The 15885-nt window shown below is 66.5% G+C and carries 16 protein-coding genes; 8 read left to right on the top strand and 8 right to left on the bottom strand.

Annotated elements, in window-relative coordinates; genetic code table 11:
* The first annotated feature begins 12 nt into the window (after window positions 1-12).
* Together secF and EV191_RS24390 are read left to right on the top strand one after the other, a co-directional pair.
* Window positions 13-1272 carry a protein translocase subunit SecF gene (gene secF, locus EV191_RS24395; RefSeq protein ID WP_243659201.1) on the top strand — a complete coding sequence of 420 codons (1260 nt, stop codon included), beginning with the start codon at window positions 13-15 and terminating at the stop codon, window positions 1270-1272.
* A gap of 87 nt (window positions 1273-1359) precedes the next feature.
* Window positions 1360-3786: a RelA/SpoT family protein gene (locus tag EV191_RS24390; protein ID WP_424565501.1), complete on the top strand. Its 2427-nt coding sequence runs from the start codon at window positions 1360-1362 to the stop codon at window positions 3784-3786.
* Here EV191_RS24390 and EV191_RS24385 read toward each other — a convergent pair.
* Window positions 3762-4079: a hypothetical protein gene (locus tag EV191_RS24385; RefSeq protein WP_132879747.1), complete on the bottom strand. Its 318-nt coding sequence runs from the start codon at window positions 4077-4079 to the stop codon at window positions 3762-3764. The genes EV191_RS24390 and EV191_RS24385 overlap by 25 nt on opposite strands.
* A gap of 129 nt (window positions 4080-4208) precedes the next feature.
* On the opposite strand from EV191_RS24385, the gene EV191_RS24380 reads away from it, so the two are divergent.
* Together EV191_RS24380 and EV191_RS24375 are read left to right on the top strand one after the other, a co-directional pair.
* A complete protein-coding gene (locus EV191_RS24380; protein WP_132879745.1) occupies window positions 4209-5009 on the top strand; it encodes a helix-turn-helix domain-containing protein in 801 nt (266 codons plus the stop codon).
* Window positions 5010-5023: 14 nt separating this feature from the next.
* Window positions 5024-5245: a DUF397 domain-containing protein gene (locus tag EV191_RS24375; protein WP_132879744.1), complete on the top strand. Its 222-nt coding sequence runs from the start codon at window positions 5024-5026 to the stop codon at window positions 5243-5245.
* Between the two features lie 24 nt (window positions 5246-5269).
* On the opposite strand, the gene EV191_RS24370 is transcribed toward EV191_RS24375, so the two are convergent.
* A complete protein-coding gene (locus EV191_RS24370; RefSeq protein ID WP_132879742.1) occupies window positions 5270-6043 on the bottom strand; it encodes a crotonase/enoyl-CoA hydratase family protein in 774 nt (257 codons plus the stop codon).
* A 26-nt stretch (window positions 6044-6069) separates the two neighbouring features.
* The gene (locus EV191_RS24365; RefSeq protein ID WP_132879740.1) at window positions 6070-7614 is read right to left on the bottom strand and encodes a class I adenylate-forming enzyme family protein; all 1545 of its coding nucleotides are present in this window, start codon (window positions 7612-7614) and stop codon (window positions 6070-6072) included.
* Window positions 7615-7712: 98 nt separating this feature from the next.
* On the opposite strand from EV191_RS24365, the gene EV191_RS24360 reads away from it, so the two are divergent.
* Window positions 7713-8867, top strand: coding sequence for a GDSL-type esterase/lipase family protein (locus EV191_RS24360; RefSeq protein WP_207894662.1), 1155 nt, complete (start codon window positions 7713-7715; stop codon window positions 8865-8867).
* Between the two features lie 110 nt (window positions 8868-8977).
* Complete coding sequence (locus EV191_RS24355; protein WP_132879737.1) at window positions 8978-9769, top strand: enoyl-CoA hydratase/isomerase family protein; 792 nt, start codon at window positions 8978-8980, stop codon at window positions 9767-9769.
* On the opposite strand, the gene EV191_RS24350 is transcribed toward EV191_RS24355, so the two are convergent.
* Window positions 9766-10593, bottom strand: a complete 828-nt coding sequence (locus EV191_RS24350; protein ID WP_132879736.1) for a peptidylprolyl isomerase — start codon at window positions 10591-10593, stop codon at window positions 9766-9768. The two genes, EV191_RS24355 and EV191_RS24350, sit on opposite strands and share 4 nt — an antisense overlap.
* A gap of 118 nt (window positions 10594-10711) precedes the next feature.
* Here EV191_RS24350 and EV191_RS24345 point away from each other — a divergent pair, with 118 nt between their 5' ends.
* Window positions 10712-11410 carry an MBL fold metallo-hydrolase gene (locus tag EV191_RS24345; RefSeq protein ID WP_132879734.1) on the top strand — a complete coding sequence of 233 codons (699 nt, stop codon included), beginning with the start codon at window positions 10712-10714 and terminating at the stop codon, window positions 11408-11410.
* A gap of 11 nt (window positions 11411-11421) precedes the next feature.
* The gene (locus tag EV191_RS24340) at window positions 11422-12204 is read left to right on the top strand and encodes a hypothetical protein (RefSeq protein WP_243659195.1); all 783 of its coding nucleotides are present in this window, start codon (window positions 11422-11424) and stop codon (window positions 12202-12204) included.
* 125 nt (window positions 12205-12329) lie between these two features.
* On the opposite strand, the gene EV191_RS24335 is transcribed toward EV191_RS24340, so the two are convergent.
* The 4 genes from EV191_RS24335 to tatA all read right to left on the bottom strand — a co-directional run bounded on the left by EV191_RS24335 (window position 12330) and on the right by tatA (window position 15770).
* Window positions 12330-12725, bottom strand: coding sequence for a hypothetical protein (locus EV191_RS24335; protein ID WP_132879733.1), 396 nt, complete (start codon window positions 12723-12725; stop codon window positions 12330-12332).
* Window positions 12726-12805: 80 nt separating this feature from the next.
* Window positions 12806-14437, bottom strand: coding sequence for a YibE/F family protein (locus EV191_RS24330; protein ID WP_243659194.1), 1632 nt, complete (start codon window positions 14435-14437; stop codon window positions 12806-12808).
* Window positions 14438-14509: 72 nt separating this feature from the next.
* Window positions 14510-15493 carry a twin-arginine translocase subunit TatC gene (tatC, locus tag EV191_RS24325; protein WP_132879731.1) on the bottom strand — a complete coding sequence of 328 codons (984 nt, stop codon included), beginning with the start codon at window positions 15491-15493 and terminating at the stop codon, window positions 14510-14512.
* Between the two features lie 19 nt (window positions 15494-15512).
* The gene (gene tatA / locus EV191_RS24320) at window positions 15513-15770 is read right to left on the bottom strand and encodes a Sec-independent protein translocase subunit TatA (protein ID WP_132879730.1); all 258 of its coding nucleotides are present in this window, start codon (window positions 15768-15770) and stop codon (window positions 15513-15515) included.
* Window positions 15771-15885: the final 115 nt, after the last annotated feature.

Here is a 15885-nt window from a genome sequence, read left to right as displayed (position 1 = left end):
GCGCAGGAGACCTTGACACCGACCAAGAAGGACAGCCTGTTCCACCGGCTCTACGTGGGCACCGGCGCGTTCGACATCGTCGGCAAACGCAAGCGGTGGTATGTCTTCTTCAGCGTGCTGATGCTGGTTTGCATCGGCACCGCGCTCTTCAAGGGCTTCAACTTCGGCTTGGAGTTCACCGGCGGTACGCAGATCTCCATGCCCACCCAGAGCGCGCAGGGTGAGCTCTCCGAGGAGCGCGTGCGGGAGGTGTTCAACGAGGCCAGCCCGGTCGACGCCGCACAGGTGCAGACGGTCGGTACCGGTGGCTCCGCCTCGGTACAGATCAGGTCGGACCATCTGACTCCGGAGCAGACGAACCAGGTTCAGGCCACGCTGTTCCAGGAGTTGCAACCGCTTGGCAACAACGGCCAGCCGAGCCAGCAGGCGATCAGCGATTCCGCGGTGAGCGGCACCTGGGGCGGCGAGATTTCCCGCCAGGCGCTGATCGCGCTGGCCGTATTCTTCGTCTTGGTGAGCGTGTTCCTCGCGCTCTACTTCGAGAAGTGGATGGCCGTCGCCGCGATGATCACCGTCGTGCACGACGTGGTGCTCACCGCGGGCGTGTACGCGATCGTCGGTCTGGAGGTCACGCCGGCTTCGGTGATCGGTCTGCTCACGATCCTCGGCTATTCGCTGTATGACACGGTGGTCGTCTTCGACAAGGTGAAGGAAAACACCCGAGGCATCCTCGGGCTCACCAGACGCACCTACGCCGAAGCGGCGAACCTCGCGGTGAACCAGACACTGGCGCGATCGATCAACACGACGGTGATCGCCCTGCTTCCGGTGGTCGCCCTGCTCGCCATCGGCGTGGGCCTGCTTGGCGTCGGCACCCTGCAGGATCTGGCCGTCGTGCAGGCGGTCGGTGTGTTCGCCGGCACCGTGTCCTCCGTGCTGCTTGCCACACCACTGCTGGTGGACTTCAAGATGCGCGGGCAGGACTACAAGGACCAGGCCCGGAAAGTCCAGGAACGCCGGGACCGGGTGGCGCGTAAGGCCTCCGGTGAGCCCGCGGCCACCGCCGAGGACATGGACTGGAGCGACGAGGAGTCGCACGACAAGGAGCTGCGCAAGGAAAAGGCGGCCGCGGCGGCGGCCAGCGTGCCCACGCGTGCACAGTCCAGCAGGTCAAGTCGATCGACGAGCGGCGGCCAGAAAGCGACGAAACCGTCAGCCAGCGGACGGCCGACCGGGAAGGCCTCCCGGCCAACTGGGAAAAAGCGCCGCTGAGCCCACCGAGGACGCTGCCCGCCTGCCTGCGAGTTATTCTCGATAGAACGAGCATCGCGACAGGCGGGAGCGTGGGTGACCCAAGAGATCGGCGCGGCGGTCTCCGCGAAAACTGGGGTTCCGAAGACCGATGCGGCTCCGGACTCCTCGGCGGTTCCGGAGGCCCAGGCAGTCCAGGAGACAGGGCCTGACCAGCGCAAGGCGGCACCTGGCCAGCAGAAGTCGGGTGCCGCGGCGAACTCGACTGGAAAGCCGGACCGGCAGGCGCCGTCGGCCACTCGACGGGTGCGGGCCCGGCTTGCCCGCCGGATCACCGCGCAGCGGCCCGCCGCGGTCAAGCAGGTACTCGAACCGCTCGCCGCGGTGCACCGCGAGCTGCACCCGAAAGCTGATCTGGCGCTGCTGCAGCGGGCCTACGACGTCGCCGAGGAAATGCACCGTGACCAGCGGCGTAAATCGGGCGACCCGTACATCACCCACCCGCTCGCGGTCGCCACCATCCTCGGCGAGTTGGGCATGGACACCACGACGTTGGTGGCCGCGCTGCTACACGACACCGTCGAGGACACCGCGTACTCGCTGGACAAGCTGCGCGGCGACTTCGGCGAGGAGGTCGCACACCTCGTCGACGGCGTGACCAAACTGGACAAGGTCAAACTGGGGAACGCCGCCGAGGCCGAAACCATCCGCAAGATGGTCATCGCGATGGCCCGCGACCCGCGCGTGCTGGTGATCAAACTGGCTGACCGGCTGCACAATATGCGCACGATGCGGTTCCTGCCGCCGGAAAAGCAGGTTCGCAAAGCACGCGAAACGCTCGAAGTGTTGGCCCCGCTCGCGCACCGGCTCGGCATGGCCACGGTGAAGTGGGAGCTGGAGGACCTGGCGTTCGCCATTCTCCAGCCCAAGAAGTACGACGAGATCGTCCGGCTGGTGGCCAATCGCGCGCCGTCCAGGGACACCTACCTGCGCAAGGTGATCAACGAGCTGTCCCAGCACCTCACCGCATCCCGGCTGACCGCCGAGGTGGAGGGGCGCCCCAAGCACTACTACTCGATCCAGCAGAAGATGATCGTGCGGGGCAGGGACTTCGACGATATTCACGACCTGGTCGGCGTGCGCATCCTGGTGGAGGACGTGCGGGACTGCTACGCCGTTATGGGCGTGGTGCACGCGCTGTGGCAGCCGATGCCGGGCAGGTTCAAGGACTACATCGCCCAGCCCCGGTTCGGCGTGTACCAGTCGCTGCACACCACGGTGATCGGTCCGGACGGCAAGCCGCTCGAGGTACAGATCCGCACCTACGAGATGCATCGCACCGCGGAATACGGGATCGCCTCGCACTGGCGGTACAAGGAGACCAAGGGCAGTCACGGCGGTGGTTCGGTCGAGGTCGACGAGATGGCCTGGATGCGGCAACTGCTCGACTGGCAGCGGGAGGCCGCCGATCCGGGTGAGTTCCTTGATTCGCTGCGCTATGACCTCGCGGCCAGGGAAATCTTCGTGTTCACGCCGAAGGGTGATGTGATCACGCTGCCGGCTGGGTCAACCCCGGTGGACTTCGCCTACGCGGTGCATACCGAGGTTGGGCATCGCTGTATCGGCGCGCGGGTGAACGGCCGGCTGGTCGCGCTGGAGCGCAAGCTGGAGAACGGTGAGGTCGTCGAGATCTTCACCTCGAAGGCCGAATCGGCGGGCCCGAGTCGGGACTGGTTGAGTTTCGCCGGCTCGCCGAGGGCGCGCACGAAGATCCGCCAGTGGTTCGCGAAGGAGCGTCGCGAAGAGGCGATCGAGTCGGGAAAGAAAGCGATCACCAAGGAGGTGCGCCGGGTCGGCTTGCCGATGCAGCGGCTGGTTTCCGCCGACTCGATGGGCGCGCTGGCCAGGGAGCTGCGCTACGCCGACGTGGCTGCGCTGTACGCGGCGATCGGCGAAGGGCACGCCTCGGCGAGGCACGTGGTCCAGCGGTTGATGGCGCAGCTTGGCGGGGTGGAACACGCCGAGGACGAGCTTGCCGAGCGGGCCACTCCGTCCACGGTGACCAGGCGGCGGGCGACCGGCGATGTCGGAGTGATCGTCAAGGACGTCACCGATGTGTGGACCAAGCTCGCCCGCTGCTGTACGCCGGTGCCCGGTGACGAGATACTTGGCTTCGTGACCAGGGGTGGCGGGGTCAGCGTGCACCGGACGGACTGCACGAACGCGGCGGAGCTGCGTGGTCAGCCCGAGCGGCTGGTCGAGGTGGAATGGGCGCCCTCGGTGTCCTCGGTGTTCCTGGTGGCCATCCAGGTGGAGGCGCTTGATCGGCACCGGCTGCTCTCCGATGTGACGAAGGTGCTGGCCGATGAGAAGGTCAACATCCTGTCGGCGTCGGTCACCACCTCCCGGGATCGGGTGGCGGTGAGCAGGTTCTCCTTTGAAATGGGCGATCCCAAGCATCTGGGACATGTCCTCAAGGCGGTGCGCGGGGTGGAAGGCGTGTACGACGTTTATCGCGTGACATCGGCATCCTGATCGGGTGCTTGCCAGCGCATCCGGATGGTGACGATGTGCTGGCGTGAGCGGTCCGGTGGCCGGCGATAGACGCTGACGATCCAGTCCCCGGACGGTGCCTCGACCCGGTAGAGAAAGTCCTCCGCGCAGGCTCGGGTGTAGTGCACGAGCCACTGCTGTTCGCGTCCGGGCGGTTGGCTGAAGCAGAACCCCATGTCCTCGGCGCGTTCGGTGTAGGTGTGTACGCGGTGCCCCTTCGCGAGTTCCCTGCGGTATTCGATGTCGTGCCGGTAGTCCCAGTGCAGGTCGAGCATCGCGAAAATGTGCCGTCGAGAATCTGGTGTCGAGACTCTTGACCGGGACACTCTCGATTTACGCTCGGTGAGCGAACAGGCTCGAGGGGTGGTAATCCGGTGGGGCAGGCGAGACAGACGACGTTCCCGATGCGCCAGCTGGGCAGGTCGCTGCGTCGATTGCGGACACAGGCGGGGTTGACGCAGGAGCAGGCGGGGGAGCGGCTGCGCTTCTCGGACAAGAAGATGAGCCGGATCGAGCAGGGGCAGCTGCCCAGCTTTCATGAGCTACGGGCGATGCTCGACGTGTACGGGCTTCCGGTCAGCGACTGGCAGCCGTATGTCGATCTACGCGACCGCGCCGATGAGAAAGGCTGGTGGCACGCCTACGGCGTGGAGGATCGTGGTTTCGTCAGCGTAGAAGCAGAAGCCTCAATGATCCGGGAGTTTCAGCTCGGCCACATACCTGGGTTGCTGCAGACGGAACGCCATATGCGGGCGGTATTTGAATCTGGTCGAAAACCACTCTCGGGTCGAATGCTGGAGAATCAGGTCAAGGTTCGGCTGCGTCGCCAGCAGCGGCTGTTCGAAGAGCCGCTGCTGAGGTTGCACGCGATAATCGACGAGACCGTACTCCGCCGACAGATGTGTGCTCCTGAGCAGCTTCGCCAGATCGTGTCTCGGGCGGAGTTGTCGAATGTGACAGTACAGGTGATCCCGATGGCTGTCGGACCACACGATGGGCTGTACGGAAACCTTCTGATCGCGAGCTTTCCAGATCAAGACGAGCCCGATATTGCCTACGTGGAAGAGGGTTTCGCATCGTTTCACGCGTACAAGTCGGATGAGGTGCTAGCTGCTAGGCTGCTGTTTGATCACCTTGCGAATGTGGCGCTGGATGAAGACGATTCAAGGACGCTGATTGAGCGGGTGGCGGCCGAGTTCTCGTAGAAGGGCAGCTGGTGATGGCCACCGTTTCGTGGGCCAGCCTTGGCTGGCGGAAGAGCAGCTACAGCGGTGGTGGCAGCAATGGTTCGTGCGTCGAGATGGCCTTTGCGGGAGATCTGGTCGCGGTGCGGGATTCGAAGTCGTCGGCCGCCGGTGCGCTGCTGGTGTCGGCGTCCGGGTGGCGGGGTTTCTTGGCCGGCCTAGAAAACCGCGTGGTTGGCCTGGGTGACGGCCCGTGACCGCGTTCTGTAGGGATCTTGCGGTCAGTCGCTGAAGGTGCCGCTCCGGCCGGCTCCCGCGGAGAACCGTTGTGCGCCGGCAATCGCGTCCGACGTCAGTGAAACCTGCCCGTGCGCGAACTCGTTGCGCAGCGCGTCGAGCTCACCAAGGTGGTACTGCTCCCGTACCGAACGCCGATCCCGCCGCATACAGGTCTGCGGAAACGCCGCCAGCTCGTGCCCGAGCTGGATCGCCGCACCCAGCGCCTCGCCAGCGGGGACGACCCGGTTCGCCAGCCCGATCCGACCGGCCTCGGCCGCATCGACCGCACGACCCGTGAGGATCATGTCCATCGCGTGACTCTCGCCGATCAGCCTCGGCAGCCGGACGGTGCCACCATCGATCAGCGGAACACCCCAGCGCCGGCAAAACACACCGAACACGGCGGTCTCATCCGCGACCCGCACATCAGCCCAGAGCGCCAGCTCCAACCCACCCGCGACCGCATGGCCGTGTACGGCGGCGATCACCGGCTTGTCGAGCTGCATACGAGTCGGCCCCATCGGGCCGTCTCCCTCAGGCTCCACCCGGTTGCCCGCACCCTCGCTGACGGCGTGCAGGTCGGCGCCGGCGCAGAAGTTCGTGCCCACACCGTGCAGTACGGCCACACTGGAATCGTCATCGGCGTCGAAGCGGCGGAACGCCTCGGCCAGCGCCTGTGCGGTGGCGCGGTCCACGGCGTTGCGCCGCTCGGGGCGATTCAGACCGATGGTGGTGACCGGACCGTCGTGTCCGACGATGACACTGCTTTCCGACATCTGGTGCTCCTTCCGTGCGATGGTGGTCAGTCGGACGACTCGGAAACGTTGCGCCACAACGGATCGCGCAGTTCACGGCGCAGGATCTTGCCAACCGCGGACTTCGGGATGGACTCGACGACCACCACCTGCTTCGGAACCTTGTATCCCGCCAGGGTGGCGCGGACGGCATCACGCAGTTCCTCGCCCGAAACGCCCGCTCCTGGTCGCAGGGTCACGAAGGCGGTGACCGCCTCGACCCACGTCGGGTCCGGCGCGCCAACGACCGCCACTTCCGCGACGGCGGGGTGCGCGGCCAGCGCGTCCTCCACCTCCCTGGGGTACACGTTGTACCCGCCGGTGACGATCATGTCGCTGCGCCGGTCCACCAGGTACAGATAGCCTCGCTCGTCCTTACGGGCCATATCCCGGGTGCGTAGCCAGCCGCCCTCACTGATCGTCTCGGCGTTGAGCTCCGGCGCATTGTGGTAACCCGCCATGCGGAACGGAGCGCGCACCCTGATCTCGCCGATCTCGCCGTCCGGAACCTCGTGTCCGGCATCGTCGGTCAGCACGATCTCGGCGTCCACCGCGGGATGTCCACAGGAGCTGAGCAGTTCGCCAGCAGCGATATGGTCGTCCGTCGTCAGCACCGTCTGACACAACGGGGCCTCGGTCTGGCCGTAGTACTGGACGAACTTCGGGCCGAGCCGGTCCAACCCGCGCTCGAGCATCGCGCGCGGGATCGGGCTGGCCCCGTAGGTGAGGGTGTGCAGGGCCGAAAGGTCGGTCCTGTCGAGGTCAGGGGTGTCGAGCAGGATGCCCAGCATCGTCGGCACCATGTTCGCGGTCGTGATCCGATGCCGGTGCAAGGCATCCAGGTACTGATCGGGGACGAAGCCGGGCAGTACCACCGAGCGGGCGCCGCGAATCCAGAACGGCAACACGAATGTGCCGCTCGCGTGGATCAGCGAGGCGGCGTGCAACATCGCGTCGTCGCGGCCGGGGGACATCAGGTTGGCGAGAATGTTCGCGGTGATGGCGGCGAAACTCGCCTGGGTGTGTTGGGCCGCCTTGAGCGTGCCCGTTGTGCCGGACGTGTAGAGCGTCAGTACCACGTCGGTCGGTTCGACCGGGACCCGCGGATCCGTTGCGGGCCCGGCGAACGCGTCCGCGACAAGGTCACGGTCGCCGGCGCGTTCCCGCGCGCCGAGGCCAGCCAGCCGAAGTCCCGCCCGCTGCTCGGCGAGCTCGACCGCACGCCCGGTGAGCTCGCTCGAATGGACAAGCACCTCGACATTGGCGTCCGCGATCATCCGCGCGTGCTCCGCGACGGAGAGCCTGGAATTCAGCGGCACCCTGTCGATCCCCGCCTTGAGGCAGGCGAAGTCCAGCGGGACCGACCACTCGCCGTTGTCCATCAGGAGGCCGACGCGGCTTCCCCTGCCCGCCCCCATGGCAAGCAGGGCGTTCGCGAGGCGATTCGCGTACTCGTCCACCTCCGCGAAGGTGAATTCTTTCGACGCGACCACAACCGCGGTGCGGTTGGCGAAGCGAGAGGCACCACGGCGTACCAATTCAGCGGCCAGCATGTTGCCGGAGCATAGTCATTGCGCGCGCGTTCCGGGAGATAATGCCGGGACCGAGCGGCACCGAAGATCGTATGCTGGCCCGCGTGACCGAGCGCGATCTGCACAGCACGCCCATCACCGCCGACCTGGTCAACGGCGCCGTAGAGCTGGAACGCACCGCACAGGGCCTACTGCCACACCGGCTGCCCGCCTGGGCCCGCGCGCAGTTCCTCGACGCGCAACTCTCCGGCGCGGAGCGCCAACCGGCCGGCGTCCGGCTAGCCTTCCGCAGCGCAGCCACCACCGTGGAACTCGACGCGCTACCCACCAAACGCGTGTACATCGGAGCGCCACCTCGCCCGGAAGGCGTGTACGACCTGCTCGTCGATGGCAAGCTCGCCGCGCAGGCGAGCATTCCCAGCGGCAGTACCGAAACCATCGATATGGCCACCGGTCAGGTCACCTTCGAACCCGGCGAACCGGGCACGATCCGGTTCGCCGGGCTGCCAGCCGGACCGAAAACCGTCGAGATCTGGTTGCCGCACAACGAGATCACCGAACTCGTCGCGCTGCGCACCGACGCGCCCATCGAACCGTTCACCAGCGGCGGCAGGGTATGGCTGCATCACGGCAGCTCGATCAGCCACGGCTCGAATGCCGAACACCCCACCGGAACCTGGGACGCACTGGCCGCCACGCTCAGTGGGGTAGAGCTGATCAACCTCGGATTCAGCGGTAGCGCGCTGCTTGACCCGTTCACCGCCCGAACGCTGCGTGACACCCCAGCCGATCTGATCAGCGTCAAACTCGGTATCAACATCGTCAACGCGGACCTGATGCGGCTACGTGGCTTTACCCCAGCGGTGCATGGCTTCCTGGACACCATCCGGGAAGGTCACCCGGACACGCCACTGCTCGTCGTCGGGCCGATCTACTGTGGCATTCACGAGGACACCCCTGGGCCCGGCGCGTTCGACGTCGAAGCGTTGGGTGAGGGGATCGTGCGGTTTCACGCCACCGGTGATCCCGACGAGACCCGCGCGGGCAAACTAACGCTGTCGGTGATCCGCGAGGAGCTGGCCGCGATCGTGGCGCGGCGCGGCGTCGAAGACCCGAACCTGCACTATCTCGATGGGCTACGGCTCTACGGCGAGGCCGACTCCCAGGAGCTGCCGCTACCGGACGAGTTGCATCCCGACGCGGCCACCCACCGTCGGATCGGGGAGCGGTTCGCCGCGTACGCCTTCGCCGCCGGCGGGCCATTCGGCGCCTAGCCAGCACGCTCCGTCACCACGTTCTTTAAGGTTAGCGACGTTGGGGCGGCTACGGTGATGTTCGCCTCGTGGTGGCGGGACAATTCGGGTATCCGGCTATGCTCCCGCGAATGACGGGGCTTACGGCAGCGGGGCTGGAATTTACCCGGGACGGCGAGTTGGCGCGGCTTACCTTCACTCGCCCGGACAAGAAGAACGCGATCAGCTACGAGATGTGGTCGGCAATCCCGTCCATCGTGGCCGAGGTCGAGGCGGACACGTCGATGACCGCGCTGCTCCTTAGCGGCCAGGGCGCGGACTTCTCCGCGGGTGCCGATATCGGCGAGTTTCGCACCCTGCGTGCGACTCCGGACGGCGCGACCGCCTACGACAAAGCGGTAGACGGCGCCGTCCGGGCGATCACCGCGCTGCGTAAGCCGAGCATCGCGATGATCGCGGGCAACTGTATCGGCGGCGGCTGCCAGCTCGCCGTGGCCTGCGACTTCCGGCTGGCCGCGGACAACGCCAGGTTCGGGATCACCCCGGCGAAACTGGGCATCGTCTACGACTACGTGTCCACCCGGCAGCTGGTCTCGCTGATCGGCCCCGCGCACGCCAGGTACTTCCTGCTCGCCGGGCAGCTGATCGACGCGACCCGCGCCCGCGAGATCGGCCTCGTCGGCGAAACCTATCCCGTCGCCGATCTGCCCGAGGCGGCCCTGGAGTTCGTTCGGGTCCTCGGTTCCCGCTCGCAGTTCTCGGTGCGCGGGATCAACCGGGTGATCGAGAAGGTGCTGAGCGGCCAGCAGGACACCGATGAGGAGATCGAGCGGATTCGCGCCGAGGCGATCCACGGCGCCGACTACGCGGAAGGCGTATCGGCCTTCCTGGAACGCCGGAAACCGAACTTCACCTATCGCTAGGCGGCCAGTTCGACCGTGCTGATGTCCACCGGCTTGGCTGGCGCACCGTCTTCAGCCGGCTGGCCGTCCGCCGGCTCGACGCCGTTCTTCGCGATCTTGTCGAGGGTCCGCAGGCCTTCTTCGTCAATGCTGCCGAAGACCGTGTAGTCCGGCGGTAGCTTGGAATCCCCGTACACCATGAAGAACTGGCTGCCGCCGCTGTTCGGGCTGCCCGAGTTGGCCATCGCGAGCGTGCCGCGCGGATACACGGACACCTCTTGCTGCTCACTGGACTCCGGTGCCGGCTCGAGGTCCTCCGGCGGTTCGTCCGGAACCGTGTAGCCGGGACCGCCGGCGCCACTTCCGCTCGGGTCACCGCACTGCAACACTTTCAGACCGTCCGATGTGGTCACCCGGTGGCAGCTGGTGTCATTGAAATACTGCTGCTCGACCAGTCCAGCCATGCTCTCCACGGTGCACGGCGCCTTGGACCGATCCAGCGTGATCGGGATGGTGCCCTGGTTGGTCTCCATCGTCGCGGACACGGTGCCCTCGCGTTCCGGCTGCGTGTTTTCCGGCGGGTTCACCTCTTTGGCGACCTGCTGGGTGCCTTCCTGGGCGGCGGGGAACTCGCAGGCGTCCGACTGGTTGCCCTGCGCGGCCGGCTGCTGCTCCTCGTCCCCGGACGTGGCGATCAGGTAGACGGCGCCGACCACAACGATCACCGAGGCCACCGACGCGATCAGGGCGACTCTGCGGTTGCGTTTGGCCCGGGCCGCCTGGTGCGCCAGCCGACGCTCCAACTTGCGTTTGGCCGCCTGCCTGCGCTGCTCGTTGCTGGGCACCGCGCTCCTCCTGGCTATTGGCTACTTGATTGGTGCCGGCAGTGTATGCGCTGGCCCGGTAAGGCCCGTGTGGCATTAGGGTGAGGGGACGTTAGCCAATCTGTGCTGGAGGTCCCGCGTGCTCGTCGCCGGCTTTCCGACCGGAGCATTCCAGGCGAACTGTTATCTACTCGCGCCGGGGGAAGGCGAGTCCTGTGTCATCGTCGACCCAGGTCAGGACGCCGAGGACGGTGTGCGGGAAGCCCTGCGCAAGCATCGGCTCACCCCGGTGGCGGTGCTGCTCACGCATGGACATTTCGATCACACGTTCGCGGTGGCGCCGGTCTGCGATGGGCACGACATACCAGCCTGGATTCACACCGAGGACCGGGAACTGCTCGCCGATCCGATGAAGGGGCTCAGCAACCAGTCGGCTGCGTTCTTCGGTGGTCGGCTCGAGCTGCGCGAACCAAAGGCCGTGCAGGAACTCGCCGACGGCGCGGAACTCGACCTGGCCGGGCTCCGGCTGAGCGTGGACCACACTCCTGGCCACACCGGGGGCTCGGTGGTGTTCCGGTCCGGGACCGAGGAGGGCGGGCGGTTGATGCTCGCCGGGGACACGCTGTTCGCCGGTTCGATCGGGCGAACCGACCTCCCCGGCGGTGACAGCGCGGTCATGATGGAGTCGCTGCGGGACAAGATCCTGCCGTTGCCGGACGACACCGTGGTGCTGCCGGGGCACGGCCCGACCACGACAATCGGCCAGGAACGGCGGAGCAACCCGTTTCTGGCCGATGTGGGGGAGACCGCGCGCGGCGGTCGACGGACCGGGTTGTAGAAAAGCACGTGATGAGCGAGCACAACCCCGAACCGGACGAGACCGCAAGCGACGCCGAGTCATCGGCTGGACCGTCCGCCGGTCAGTCATCCGATCGGCAGGAACCCATCCCTGCCAAGCCCGAGCAGCCACAGTCGTCAGCCGATGCCCAAGCAGATCCACCGGCCGAGCGGCTGTCGCTGGACTTCGGCGATACCGCGGCGCAGAAGAAGCGGGGCCGCTCCGGCGCCGCCGGTGTGCTCATCGTCGCCGCCGCGGTGGGTGGCGTCGTTGGCCTGATCTTCGGGCAAGCGCCCGCGTTGATCACCGCGACGGTCTTCGCGTTGCCGCTGCTCTACATCGTGTGGGTACAGGCGCGGCGCACCGTGTGGCTGGAGGGCACGGTCGTTGGCGCGCGTACCGGCGGTATACGGAAGGTGGATCTGGCCACGGCCAGCCGAATCGAGGTCGTGATCACCTCGGTGCGCGGGGTGCGCAGTATTGGACTGCTGGTCTCCGGACCACCCAGCGGCAAGTCCATCACCGTCACGCTCGCCATGTACTCCGGTACGGGTGGCAAGGAGTTGGGCATCCTGACCCTGCGCCGGCTCGCCGACACGTTGGCCAACAACGTCGACGCGAACGGGATGATCTTCTCGGAGTTGTTGGTGGCGCAGCTTCGCGCGGAAGCACGTGGGGACGCGGCCGCCGGCCGGCCGCTGTACCAGCTGGCGTCGATCGCCCCCGAGGGCAAACTCGCGCAGCGCTTCACCATGGACGCCGTCAGCCGCTTCGTCGCCAACCTGGACGGCTGAAGGGAAAACATCAGTGAGGGGCGGTTGCCGAGCTCTGCTGAATCGCGATGTTTAGGGATCTTGCGGTCATCGGGTGTGGCGGACCGGGTGATGGCCTGTGATCGCGTTCTTTAAGGTTAGCGCGGTTACGGCGAGTGTTTTCTGGTTGCGTTGGGTGTTCTGTCGAGTGGTCGCACCCGTTCGAGCGTCGCTTGCAGATCCCGCAGCGCCGCGTCGATCGCGGTGAACTCGGTGGTGGCCGAGCCCAGCTGGCGTTCCACGGCGCTGAGCCGCGCGCGTAGTCCTTCCAGTTGAAACACCGCCTCGGGTAGCTCCTCGGCCAGAAAGTTGCCCAGCTGTTCCAGGCGCTGAACCGTGCCTCGCAGATCAGCGAGCTGGCTCAACGCCGGTCCAGCCGGAGCCAGCTGCTCGAGCGCCCTGGCGATCCGAGGCAACGCCAACACCAGCTCGCCGGCGGCGCGAACAGCCGCCAGTCCTGCCGCGCCCAGTGCCCACGGCAGCGTCAGCGGGTTGATCGGCATGGCCGCTCCTAGGATTGGCTCCTTGGCGCCGAACCGTGATCAAATTCGCGGCGATCCGGCAAGCCAATCCTAGTTCGGGGTCACTTGGCCGGACGATGCGACTGCGCAGTGCCGCCTTCCTCCTGGGATTCCGCGCTGTCCTCCCCCGATGAGGTGTCATCCGATTGGGCCTCGTCTGCGGGCTGCTCGGGCACCGGTTCCTTACTGGCAACGATCGCCGCGAGCGCGGTGGTCAGCGGGATCGCGGCGATCAATCCGATGCTTCCGGCCAAGGTGCGCACGATCTCCTGGGCGATGTTCTGTGAACCCAGGATGCTGCCCAGTCCCACCCCAGACAGATAGGAGTACAGCAGGATCGGCAGCGCCGCGCCCGCGTACGCCATGAACAGCGTGTTCACCGCGGAGGCCGCATGATCGCGGCCGATGCGCAACCCGGCCGCATACAGTTGTCGCCAGCTGAGCTTCGGGTTCGCCCTGCGCAGTTCCCATACCGAACTGGCCTGGCTGACCGTCACATCGTCCAGCACGCCGAGCGCGCCGATCACCACTCCGGCAAGGAGCAGCCCGCGCGCATCGATGCCCTGCCCGAGCGCGCCAATCAGGCTCGCCGTCTCCTCATCGAGCCCGGTGAGCTTGCTGAACGCGGCGAAGATGGCCGCGAGCACGCCGATCAGGCACAGGCTGATCATCGTGCCGAGCACCGCCGTCGAGGTACGGGCGGAGAACCCATGGGTGAGGTACAGCGTGACGAACATGATCAGGCCGCTGGCGACGATCGCCACCAGCAGTGGATCCTCGCCAACGAGGATCGCCGGCAGGGCGAAGAACGCGAGCACGAGAAAGCTCAGCGCCAAGCTGATCAGGGCGTACATGCCTTGCCACCGGCCGAGCAGCACGACCGCGCCGGCGAAGAGCACGGCAAGCACGGTAAGAGGTATGCCGCGCTGAAAGTCCATGATCCGGTAGGACTGACCTTCCTCCGGATCCGCGCCAGCGTAGGAGAGCACCACCTCATCGCCCACCGCGAACCGGACCGTGGACGGCTCGATCGGCAACGACTGGCTGATGGTTTTCCCCGCGGCCGGCCCGTCGGTCAGTTCGACCCGCAGGTCCAGGCATTGCCGATCATCCTGGCTGGCCTCGCCGACCCGCACCTGACCTGGAGGTAGGCACGAACCGGCAGCCGCCTCGGTCACCGTGCCATTGACCGGTGTGCCCTGGTTGATCGCGCTTTCCGGGCTGGATGTGCCCCAGGGGAACAGCACCACCGTCCCCGCGATCGCGGCGAACGCGAACGGGATCAGCAGGTTCGCCAGCAGCCTGCGCACATTGCGGGAACTTCGCGGCTGCGGACCGTGCCCATGCCCGTGTCCGCTCGCTAGCTCCGGGGTGGCCTTGCTCGCCCGACGGGTGCCGCCGGACTGGGAGGCACCTTGCGCTCGCCTACGCCCTTCGGGGTGCCGCTTGGCTGGCTGACCGGGCGGTTGCCGAACCTGGCCCGCGCGGCCCGGTCGCCCTGGTTGGCCGCTGGGCACGCGTTGCCTCGGCTGTCCGGCACCAGGGGGCGCACCTCGCCGCCGGGGTTGGCCGTGCCGTGGTCCACCCGGCGCGGGTGGTGGGCTCGCCCGACCAGATTCGGGCTGGCCAGGCTCGTTCCGGTTCGCGTCGTCCCGGATTGGCTCGATCGGCCCAGTCTCGTCGGAGTCGTACACGGCCTCATCTTGCCGGTGCCCTCGACTCGATCACCGGGCGGGCTACCTCCAGGCCGCGGTTTCCGGGCTATCTCAGGTGGTGTCGGTGTAGTCGGGGCGTCCCCGGCGTCCGCCATCGCCGCCGGCGTCAACATCGCTGGTCTCGACCGGTGTCGGGGTAAGGTCGATGTCGGAGGCCTCGTCGTCGCTCAGTCCGGCGAGCCCGGCGGCGACTTCACGCTTGTGCTTACGCTTGTCGTGCACCCGGGAGATCTGCACGGCGACCTCGAACAGCACGATCATGGCGACCCACAGCACCATCATCGAGACCACATCGGCGGGGGTAGCGATCGCCGCGAAGATACACAGCCCGAAAATGATCCCGCGCCGCCACTTCTTCAGGTTGGCGTAGGGGAGTACACCAACCCGGTTGAGCATCACGACAGCCAGCGGCAGCAGGAAACTCACCCCGAATATCACCAGCATGATCAGGATGAAGCTGAGATAGCGGTCCGCGGCCAGCGCGGTGATGAAGGTGTCGCCGCCGAAGTTCACCAGCACGCTCAGACCAGCGGGGACGACGAAGTAGGCGAGCAACGCGCCGATCGTGAACAGGATGCTGGCAAGGCCGACGAAGGTCAGCGCGTACTTGCGTTCGTTCTTGTACAGACCGGGGGTGATGAACGCCCACAGTTGGTAGAGCCAGCCAGGGCTGGTGACCACCGCGCCGACGGCGATACCGACCTTGAACCGGATCAGGAAGGCTTCCAGCGGCTGAGTCTGGAAGAGCTGGCACTGCCCGGGAGTGGGCTCGAAACGAACCGTGTTGGGCAGCTGACAGTAGGGGCCGAGCATCAAATCGCTCAGCGTGGGGATGGGGCCGAGCCTGGTGGTAAACCAGATGAAACCGAAAATTCCACCAGCCGCCACGAACAACAGTGCGAAGCCGAGCCGGTTGCGCAGTTCGTAGATGTGGTCCCGCAGGCTCATCGAGCCTTCGGGATTGTGCTTACGGCTGCGCATCCGGCGCTTGGCGCGTCGGCTCGGGCGCTCCTCGCCGTTCGCTGCTCCTGCCACCGTCCCGCGCGTCCTTTACTCAGTTCGTGCCGGTGGTGCTCCGGCGGGTGTCCCCGTCCGAATCAACGATCTCAGCGTCTTCGACGTTACTGGCCTGTTGGGCCTGCTGAGACTGGACGTCAGCGGACTTGTCGTCCTTGAGCTGGGTCGTCTCGGCCTTGAAGATGCGCATCGACTGGCCGACCGATCGCGCCATGTCCGGCAGCTTCTTCGCGCCGAACAGGAGCACGAACGCCACCAGAACGATGATGATATGCGCTGGTCCGATGCTTCCCATGACGCCAACCTTTCTGCCTGTCTCGCTGGTCCTTGCCGGTCACCTTAGCGTGCACTAGCCGCCGTGGTACCGCCGGGAAGAAACCTGGTGGTGCCCGCGAATCGCCGCCCGATAG

The sequence above is a fragment of the Tamaricihabitans halophyticus genome, assembly GCF_004340875.1.
Lineage (GTDB): Bacteria > Actinomycetota > Actinomycetes > Mycobacteriales > Pseudonocardiaceae > Tamaricihabitans > Tamaricihabitans halophyticus.
The sequence above is the reverse complement of the archived record's forward strand: the minus strand, read 5'-3'. Positions and strand labels throughout refer to the sequence as shown.